The sequence below is a fragment of the Kitasatospora sp. NPDC057015 genome (genome assembly GCF_042673745.1).
Taxonomy (GTDB): domain Bacteria; phylum Actinomycetota; class Actinomycetes; order Streptomycetales; family Streptomycetaceae; genus Kitasatospora.
Genome location: NZ_JBHUSG010000096.1, coordinates 1 through 10,053 on the forward strand (window position 1 = coordinate 1; position 10,053 = coordinate 10,053).

Genomic DNA, 10,053 nt, shown 5'->3' on the forward strand with positions numbered 1-10,053 from the left:
GTACCGCACCCACGGTGTGCGGTACGCCCCGGTCGGCCGTTCCCGGCTGCCTCCAGGTCGCCCGCGTACCGCGCGAGCGCCCCCCGGGGGGGGTGCCCGGCCCACGGCCCGGGACCCTGTGCCCAGGACTCCCGCGCCCGGGCGGGGCTCGCGACCGGTGCGGACAACGGCGGCCCCCGGCGAACGGGTTGACCGGACGCCAGTTGTCGCCGACAGGTCAACGATTGGTCAAATGTTCCGTTGGTGCGCCTTAAGGCCGAGCCCAGGCCTTGACCTGTCCACTGGTCTAGTCCAACTTAGGGGCAAGCCGATCCGTCCGCTGCCCGGCGCCCAAGTCCCCACCGGCGCAAGGGCCACGGCCTCCCACACCATGGGCGGCGGCCTCCCCCACAGCCTGCCCTGAGAGGTTCACCATGGAACGAAGCCAGCCTCCGGTGATGCCCGCACCTCCCAAGCCCGTCCGGCACCGGCGGCGCCGGCGCGCCGCGACGGCCGTCGCCGCGTTCGGCCTGCTGGCCGGCGGCCTGACCGCACTGGTCAGCGGCGGCGACGCGCTCGCCTCCGCCAGCACGACCACCGCGCTCGGCAGCAACTGGTACGCCTCGGCGCCCTACCTGATGCCGGAGGACAACAGCCCGCCGGACGTCGCGGCGGTGATGGACGCCACCGGCCAGAAGGCGTTCCAGCTGGCCTTCATCCTCGACTCCGGCGGCTGTAAGCCCGCCTGGGGCGGCACCTCCTCGATCGACACCGACACCACCATGCCGGCGGTCATCCAGAAGATCCGCGACAAGGGCGGCGACGTCTCGGTGTCGATCGGCGGCTACGGCGGCAACAAGCTGGGCCAGAGCTGCGGCACCCCCGAGGCGACCGCCGCCGGCTACCAGAAGGTGATCACCAAGTACGCGCTGAAGGCCATCGACTTCGACCTGGAGGAGCCGGAGTACGAGAACACCGCGGCGATCCACAACGAGATCGGCGCGGCCCGGATCCTCCAGCAGAACAACCCCGGCCTGTACGTGTCGATCACCACGGCCGGCACCAACGCGGGCACCGGCTGGTTCGGGCAGCAGATGCTCAACGAGGCCAAGTCGCAGGGCTTCACGCCGAACAACTTCTCCATCATGCCGTTCGACGGCGGCTTCAACGGCGCCGCCGCGCAGACCGACGCGCTGGTGAAGTTCAACGGCCTGCTGCGCACCACCTTCGGCTGGAGCGAGGCCACCGCCTACGCCCACGAGGGCGTCTCGCTGATGAACGGCCGTACCGACGCGGCCGAGTACTTCAAGCAGGCCGACTTCCAGACGGTGCTCGACTTCGCGACCTCGCACGGTCTGGCGCGCTACACCTACTGGTCCGTCAACCGCGACCGGCAGTGCGCCGGCACGGTGGACCCCGGCCTGTCGGGCTCCTGCTCCAGCGTGGCCCAGGCCGACTGGGACTTCACCAAGTACACCGTGAAGTTCGCCGGCGCCGTTCCGCCCACCAGCACCCCGAGCGCCAGCCCCACGGCCACCGCCTCGCCGACCGTCTCGCCGACCAACCCCGGCGGGGTCTGCACGGACCCGGCGTGGAACGCGGGCACGACCTACACCAACGGCAACAAGGTCTCGTACGCCGGCCACAAGTACCACGCCAAGTGGTGGACGCTGAACGAGGTTCCGACCGCCAGCGGCCAGTGGGGCGTCTGGGCCGACGACGGCGCCTGCTGACCCGTCCCCGTCGGCGGGCCTGACGCCTGCCTGACCCCGTCCGTCCGCCCCGCCCCGCCCTGTGCCGAGGCCGGGCGGACGGGCCGCCGGGCCGCCGTCCCCGGAGGTGCTGCCGCACCGCCGGGGGCGGTACCGGCATGTCCAGAACCGGTCGACCGGCAGAACCGGCGGCGGCCCACCGGGCCCGACCGCGGCGGCGACCACGACCGCGATGGCACCCTCACCCCTTGTCCGCCAGGGGAGTTGGCCCCGCACGGTTCGGTGACCCGACTACCGGCCGCGCCGCCACCTGCATCGCAGTGGTCCATACCACCGGCGCCGGCGCGGCAACGCCCCGTCCTCTCCCGAAAGACTTGACGCGGCCCTGTCCGCACAGTTAAATCGCGGCTTGAACTAAGAGCCGAACAAAGCCCGTTCGCGCCACCGCGCCGACTCCGGGCTGTACCACGACGGCCCCTGACCCGTCCGACGGCTGACACGCTCCACCCGCGCACGGGCGTCACGAGCCCGCGGGAACGATCTCGACACGTGTCCAACGGCCGCTCGGCGCAGCACCGGCGCCGGACGTCCACGGCCGGTGCCACCCCCAAGGCGCCGAAGACGGAGGATCTCCATGACCGCACCACAACTCCCGCCGCCCGTACGGCGGACGCCGAACGGCGCCCGGTACCGGGGCCTCGCCCTCGCGGTGACCGGCTCGCTGCTCGCCACCCTCGGACTCACCCTGGGTACCGCCCCCACCGCGCAGGCCGCCGACACCCCGCCGACCGGCTGGACCACCGTGGTCAACAAGGCCAGCGGCAAGTGCGTGGACGCCCGCGCGGCGGCCGCCGCCGACGGCACCGCCGTCCAGCAGTACGCCTGCAACGGCAGCAACGCCCAGCAGTGGCAGCTCCAGGCCACCGACTCCGGCAACGTCCGCGTCAACAGCCAGCTCGACGCGAGCCGTGCCTGGGACGTCACCGGTGTCTCCACCGCCGACAACGCGCTGATCCAACTCTGGTCCTACTCGGGTGGGTTGAACCAGCAGTGGCAGCCCGTCGCGGAGGGCGGCGGCTGGTACCACTTCGTCAACCGCAACAGCGGCAAGTGCCTGGACGTCCCGGCCGCCTCGACCGCCGACAGCGTCCAGCTCGGCCAGTACACCTGCAACGGCACCGGCGCGCAGTCGTTCTCCTTCGGCACGCCCACTCCCCCGGCCGGTACGCCGGACTTCGGGCCGAACGTGAAGATCTTCGATCCGTCGATGTCGGCCGGGACCATCCAGTCCACGCTCAACTCGGTCTTCTCCCAGCAGGAGAGCAACCAGTTCGGCAGCGCCCGCTACGCGCTGCTGTTCAAGCCGGGCAGCTACAACGTCGACGCCAACGTGGGCTTCTACACCCAGGTGGCCGGTCTCGGCCTCTCCCCCGACGACGTGACCATCAACGGCGCCGTGCACGCCGAGGCCGACTGGTTCCAGGGCAACGCCACCCAGAACTTCTGGCGGGACGCCGAGAACTTCTCCGTCAACCCCTCCGGCGGCACGAACCGTTGGGCCGTCTCGCAGGCCGCGCCGATGCGCCGGGTGCACGTCCGCGGTGACCTCGCGCTGGACGACGGCGGCTGGTCGAGCGGCGGCTTCCTGTCCGACTCGAAGATCGACGGCCAGGTCCGCTCCGGCTCGCAGCAGCAGTGGCTCTCCCGCAGCGACCAGTTCGGCAGCTGGTCCGGCTCCAACTGGAACATGGTCTTCGTCGGCGTCAACGGAGCCCCCGCCACCACCTTCCCCAACCCGCCGATCACCGCCGTCGGGCAGGCCCCCGCCGTCCGCGAGAAGCCCTTCCTCTACGTCGACCAGGCCGGCGGCTACCAGGTGTTCGTCCCCGCCCTGCGGACCAACACCTCCGGCACCAGCTGGGCGGGCGGCAGCACCGCCGGCTCCTCCCTGCCGATCTCGCAGTTCTTCATCGCCAAGCCGGGCGACTCGGCCGCCACCATCAACGCGGCCCTGGCGGCCGGCAAGAACCTGCTCTTCACCCCGGGTGTCTTCCACCTCTCGGACACCGTCCGGGTGACCCGCCCGGACACCGTGGTGCTGGGCCTCGGCCTCGCCACCCTCGTCCCCGACAACGGCGTGACGGCGCTCTCGGTGGCGGACGTCGACGGCGTGAAGCTCGCCGGACTGCTGATCGACGCCGGCACCACCAGCTCCTCCGTGCTGGTGCAGGTCGGCCCGGCGGGCTCCACCGCCAACCACGCGGCGAACCCGACCTCGCTGAGCGACGTGTTCTTCCGGATCGGCGGCGCCGGTGTCGGCAAGGCCGCGCAGAGCCTCGTGGTGAACAGCAACAACGTGATCGGGGACCACCTCTGGCTCTGGCGGGCCGACCACGGCAGCGGGGTGGGCTGGACCAGCAACACCGCCGCCAACGGGCTGGTGGTGAACGGCAACGACGTCACCATGTACGGCCTGTTCGTCGAGCACTACCAGCAGTACCAGACCATCTGGAACGGCAACGGCGGCCGGACGTACTTCTACCAGAACGAACTCCCCTACGACCCGCCGAACCAGAGCGCCTGGATGAACGGATCCACCCAGGGCTGGGCCGCGTACAAGGTCGCCCCGGCGGTGACCAGCCACGAGGCGTGGGGGCTGGGCAGCTACGCCTACTTCAACGTCAACCCGGCGGTCGTCGAGGCGCACTCCTTCGAGGTGCCGAACACCGCGGGCGTCCGGTTCCACAGCATGGTGACCGTCTCGCTCGGCGGCACCGGCACCATCTCCCACGTCATCAACAACACCGGTGGCCCGTCCAACTCGGGCAGCAACGTGGCGAACCTGGTCAGCTACCCCTGACCTGACCCGGGTCGGCCGTGGTGCGGGGCGGGGTGTCGCCCCGCACCACGGCTCCGGTCTCGGGTCACGGCGCCCAGGGCGCGTCGACCGACCAGGTGGTGTCCGCCAGGAAGCTCCCCGGGTTGCCGTCCCACGGGTTGCTGCCGCCCTGGGTGGCGATCCAGACCTCGGAGTTGATGTGCCGCAGGTACCGGTCCGGGTAGGCCAGCGCGGTCAGCCGGACCCCGCCGCTGCCCGGGTGGGCGCAGAAGGTGGCGTCCGAGTTGTACAGGGCGCCGCTGCCGGCCTCCCGGTAGACCCTGCTGTCCCGGTGGCGCAGGTACTCGCCGGGGTAGTTGCGCGACTCGAAGGAGTAGCAGGAACCGTCGGCCAGGCCGGGCACGATCCTCCAGGTGGCGTCGCTCTTCAGCAGGACGCTGCTGTTCGCGTCGACCACGTCGGTGTTGGCCAGCCCGGTGTAGTGCCGCAGGTACTTGTTGGTGTACCCGGGCGTGGTGACCCGCAGCGACTTGTACTGGTTGACCGGCAGCGTGACCGGCGCCGGCGGGTTGCGCGAGGCGTCGACCAGCGCCAGGTTGGCGCTGCGGACCCGGGCCGCGTCCACCTTGACCACCTGCCGGTCGTAGGTGAGCAGGCCGTTGACCTCGTTCTCCACGTCGGTGATCTCGGTGTAGACGGAGGCCGAGAGCCCGGCCGGCATCTGGTTGTTGCGCAGGCTGTCGATCAGGCCGACGAACCGGTCGGTGAGGGCGGCCTGGCTCGACTGGTCCTCGTAGCTGAACCCGCCGCCGGGGTACCACTCGTGGCCGGGGATCCGGATGCCGAGCCCGCCGTACTCGCCGAGCACGGCGGCCCGGGTCGCGGTGGGCAGGGTGCTGCCGGGGCCGACGTACACGTGGTTGTCCACCACGTCGCCGTTGCCGCCGTCCACCGCGCCGCAGCAGTTGACGCCGCTCATGTTGTCGACCAGCCGGGACGGGTCGTACGCCTTGACGTCGCCCGCGATCCTGGCCTGGTCGTACTGGCCCCAGCCCTCGTTCTCGTCCACCCACTGGATGAGGGCGGGCGAGCTGCGGTGCTGGTCGATGATGCGGTGGTACTCGGCCTCCCACTGGGTGCGGGCGGCGGCGTCCGGCGTGCGGGTGTCCATCGCCGGCATGTCCTGCCAGACCAGCAGGCCCAGCCTGTCCGCCCAGTAGAACCAGCGCTGCGGCTCGACCTTGATGTGCTTGCGAACCATGTTGAAGCCGAGGTCTTTGTGCTTCTGCAGGTCGGAGCGGAGCGCGTCGTCGGTGGGCGCCGTGTAGATGCCGTCCGGCCAGTAGCCCTGGTCGAGGGTGCCGGTCTGGAAGACGAACGAGCCGTTGAGCACCGGGCGCAGGACGTTGTCGACCTTGGCGATGCCGATGGTGCGCATGCCGGCGTAGCTGCCGACGGTGTCCACCACCGTTGCGCCGGAGAGCAGTTCGGCCTTCACGTCGTAGAGGAACGGGTCCTCCGGCGACCAGCGGTGGGCGTTCGGCACGGGCACCGCGAGCTGCCCGCCGATCTGTCCGGTGGCGGAGCCGACCACCGTACCTCCGGTGGAGACGGTCACCCGGACGGTCTGACCCGAGGCGCCGTCGGCGAGGACGGTGGCCCGCAGGGTGTTGTCGCTCAGGTTGGGCACCAGGTCGAGGCGGCTGACCCGGGCCGGGGCGACGGGCTCCAGCCAGACGGTCTGCCAGATCCCGGACGCCGCAGTGTAGAAGATCCCGCCGCCCGAGTGCGGGGTGACGCCGTTGTTGTTGCGCTGCTTGCCGACGGCGCCGCCACCGGTCTGGCTCGGGTCGTAGACCGACACCACGATGGTGTTGGTGCCGCCGTTGAGGTACGGCGTGACGTCGAAGGAGAAGGCGTCGTAGCCGCCGCTGTGCACGCCGCCGGCCTGCTGCCCGTTGACCCAGACGGTGGTCTGCCAGTCCGAGGCGCCGAAGTTCAGCAGCACCCGGCGGCCGTTCCAGCCGGCGGGGACGGTGAAGGTGCGCTTGTACCAGAGCTTGTCGTTCTGGGAGATCTGCCGCTGGATGCCGGAGAGCGCGGACTCCGCGACGAACGGCACCCGGATCTTCTCGTTGAACGAGGCCGGCTGGCCGGCCCCGGCGGCGGTCACCGCGAAGTCCCAGATGCCGTTGAGATTGGCCCAGTCGGGGCGGGTGAGCTGCGGCCTCGGGTACTCGGGCAGCGGGTTGTCGACCGGCACCTGGTTGGTCCAGGGGGTGGTCATCGGTGAGGTCTTCGGCGTCCAGGCGGCCGCGCGGGCGGGGGCCTGGCCGGCCAGCAGCATCGCCGCGGCCAGGGCGAACACGCCGAGCAGGGCGACGAGTCGGCGCCGGGCCGCTAACGGCCGGGGCGGGGCGGGGGTGTGCATCTGTTCTCCTCCGGTTGGGTGGGGTGGGGGTCGGGAGAGGAATCGGTGCGGGGCGGCGGGCCGGCGGTCAGAGCAGCTGCCACAGGTGGTCGGCGGTGCCGTTGTCCGCGAACTGGACGACCTGGGCGCTGTCGGCCGTGGACATCAGGTCCACGCCCAGCACCTTGCCCGAGTTCTGGTTGCGGATCCGGTACCAGCCACCGCCGCTGTCCACCAACTGCCACAGGTGGTCCGCCGTCCCGTTGTCCGCGAACTGCACCACCCGCGCACTGTCGGCCGTCGACATCAGGTCCACGCCCAGCACCTTGCCCGAGTTCTGGTTCCGGATCCGGTACCAGGGGGCCGGCGGCGACCACGGCCGGCCGGTGGGCGAGGTGGTGGGGAAGGCGGTGATCCGCAGCCGGGCGGCGCCCATCGGGATCAGGGTGACGGACTCGACGGCGGCGGTGCTCCGGGCCGGGCCGTCCTGCAGCGGCGTGACCACGTGCTGGGCGTCCGCCTGCCACTCGGCGATCCGCCGGGCGGGGACGGTGATCCGGGAGGGCGCGCCGGCCTGGGTGAAGGGGTTCGCGGCGAGGGCTCCGCCGGTGGCGGCGAAGACCGGGGAGCCGGCGTCCAGGGCAAGCCCGTAGTTCCAGGGGGTGGTGGCGTGCACGGCGTACTCGGGGAAGGCCGCACTGCCCGCGTACTGGGTGAACTGCTCACCGATCCGCAGCGAGTAGGTCAGCGGCCCGTGGTCGACGGAGACCGAGCCGTGGTTGGCGCCCCAGGTGCGGACGGTGGTGCGCTGCGGCAGCCGCAGGGTGACGGTGTCGCCGTCGTGCCAGGTGCGGTTGACGACGGTGTAGGCCGGGCCGGCCGGGGCCGCCACCGGTGTGCCGTTGACCGTCAGGGCGGGGGCCGAACACCAGCCGGGCACCCGCAGGTAGAGCGGGAAGGCCACGGCGCGCGGGGTCGACAGCCGCAGGGTGACGGTCTCCGAGAACGGGTAGTCGGTGGTCTCGGTGACGGTCACCGCGGTGCCGTCGGCGACCTTCGCGGTGACGGTGGAGGCGGCGTACATCGCGGCGGCGAGGCCGTTGTCCGGGGTGGCGAGCCAGAGCTCCTCCAGCAGGTACGGCCAGCCCATGCCGTAGTTGTGCGGGCAGCAGCGGTACTGGTCGACGCCGGGTTGGAAGGCCTGCATGGCGAAGCCGTTCTGGAACTGGCCCTGGGTCTTCGGCACGTTGTCCAGGTCGACGCTGTTGGCGCTGGTGACGTAGTGCACCGCCTTGCCCGACGGATCCAGGGACGCCGGAAGGGAGTTGAAGGCGAGGTCCTCGCAGCGGTCGGCCCAGACCGGGTCGCCGGTGATCCGGTTCATCAGCTGGTGGCTGGCCATGAACTCGACGATCCCGCAGGTCTCGAACCCCTGCCGGGGGTCGCCGAAGCCGGGCCGGACGTTCTCGTCCCCGGCGAACCCGCCGCCGGGGAACTGGCCGTACTGCGCCATCACCGCCTCGTAGTTCCGGTACGCCGCGCGGGTCTGCACGGCGGATCCGGAGCGCAGCGCGTACTGGGCGGGCTCGCGGAACCCCTGGGCGATGTTGACGTTGTGCGGGCTGGGCAGGTTGTCGACCCAGTTGGCGCCGCCCGCATGGATCTTGTCGGCCAGGCCGAGCAGGAAGGTGTCCCCGGTCCGGTTGAACAGCCAGAACACGCTGTCCAGGGCGTCCCCCCAACGCAGCGAGATCCAGCTGTGGTTGAAGGCTCCGGGGCCCTGCGCGGCCATGTAGCGGAAGAAGGCGCTGAGCAGCGGGATGATCCGGTTGTCGCCGGAGTACTCCTGCCAGGTGCGCAGGGCCCAGGTGAGCGGCAGGAAGGGCCAGAAGTCGGGCCCGCCGTCGAGCGAGGTGCGCAGGGAGGTCGGGCCGAAGAACCCGTCGGGCTGGCGGGTGGCGACGATGGCGTCGATCCAACGGCGGGCCGTACCGAGGGCGTTGGCGTCGCCGGTGGCGATGGCGAGGTCCACGTATCCGCGCAGCCAGTACGGCACCTCCTCCCAGCCGGCGCGCTCGGGGTGGACCCAGCCGCTGGTGTTCATGTCGAGGAAGTGCGAGATCTCCTCGTAGCGCCCGCACAGTCCGGCGAGTTGCAGCCGGAGTTGGCCGTCCAGCCAGCCGCGGGCGGTGATGCTGCCGGGGGGCAGCCGCAGAAAGGCGGTGGGCTGCAGGGGGGCGGCGTTGGGCGCGTAGAGGCCCCCGCGCGCCGGAGCGACCGAGGCCCTGCCGGCCGACCCGGCGGCGGATGCGGTGGGGGGTGCGGAGGTGGACAGATCGGTTGCGGACGCGGCGGCGGTCGCGGGATCCGCGCGGCCCAGGGCGAGGGCCGAAGTGCCGGCGACCAAGGCGCTGTTGACGAACTGGCGACGGTTCAGGGGCATGGCGGTACTCCTCGGGTGGGGGGAGCCGAAGTCCTGACGAAGGCCTGGGTGGGCCGCCCTCGGGGCGACCGCGCGTCCGGACGGGCAGGGTGAGGTGTCCGGCGGGCGGCGGGGCGGCCCGGTGGGGCGGGAGTTGACACGGAGCGGAGCTGACGAGGCGGAGGAGTCATCCTTCCAACGTTAGAAACGGCTTCGCCAACGGCATAAGAGCATGCGTCAGGTGTCGTGTCCAGAGCTCCGACGGACTTCGATCCAAACCAGGCATGCCTCTTGGGCGAGGAGGGAACGAGCTTCGGGGGTTGGCTCAGAAAGGCCGGAGAACGCTCTCTTGTCGACGAGGAGCTGGATGTGTATAACGTTGCAAATGCTGACCTCGTCCTTCAGCACTCCCCGTCCGACCGGGCGGTGTTCGCGGCTTCCTGATCCCGGTCGTGGTCACCCGGCTCCACCTGTCGAGGGTCCGCCGGACCTGAGCACGCCCCGCCGGGCGCCCGGGTGCCGCCGACGCCGGGCCGACGGGCCACACTGGGGCCGGGCACTGCCGTGCCGGATCGGCCGGCCGAGGGAAGGACAATCGTGGGCGCCAGCCTGAAGGACGTCGCGCAGCTCGCGGGCGTGTCGGTGAAGACCGTCTCGAACGTGGTGAACAACTACCCGCATGTCACCCCCG

At 71.3% G+C, this 10,053-nt stretch carries 5 protein-coding genes; 3 read left to right on the forward strand and 2 right to left on the reverse strand.

All coding sequences use genetic code 11. From position 1 onward, the window contains the following. The first annotated feature begins 437 nt into the window (after positions 1-437). A complete protein-coding gene (locus tag ACFTWP_RS40745) occupies positions 438-1,712 on the forward strand; it encodes a chitinase (protein WP_380270248.1) in 1,275 nt (424 codons plus the stop codon). Positions 1,713-2,325: 613 nt separating this feature from the next. Further along, positions 2,326-4,551 carry an RICIN domain-containing protein gene (locus ACFTWP_RS40750; protein WP_380270249.1) on the forward strand — a complete coding sequence of 742 codons (2,226 nt, stop codon included), beginning with the start codon at positions 2,326-2,328 and terminating at the stop codon, positions 4,549-4,551. A 64-nt stretch (positions 4,552-4,615) separates the two neighbouring features. Here the strand turns inward: ACFTWP_RS40750 and ACFTWP_RS40755 are convergent, their stop codons facing one another. Further along, positions 4,616-6,961 carry an AbfB domain-containing protein gene (locus tag ACFTWP_RS40755; protein WP_380270250.1) on the reverse strand — a complete coding sequence of 782 codons (2,346 nt, stop codon included), beginning with the start codon at positions 6,959-6,961 and terminating at the stop codon, positions 4,616-4,618. A 67-nt stretch (positions 6,962-7,028) separates the two neighbouring features. Beyond that, entirely contained in the window at positions 7,029-9,383 is a 2,355-nt protein-coding gene (locus ACFTWP_RS40760; RefSeq protein WP_380270251.1) for a beta-L-arabinofuranosidase domain-containing protein, read from the reverse strand. A 576-nt stretch (positions 9,384-9,959) separates the two neighbouring features. Here ACFTWP_RS40760 and ACFTWP_RS40765 point away from each other — a divergent pair. Continuing rightward, positions 9,960-10,053: LacI family DNA-binding transcriptional regulator (locus ACFTWP_RS40765; protein WP_380270252.1), on the forward strand; the 94-nt coding region annotated here is incomplete at its 3' end.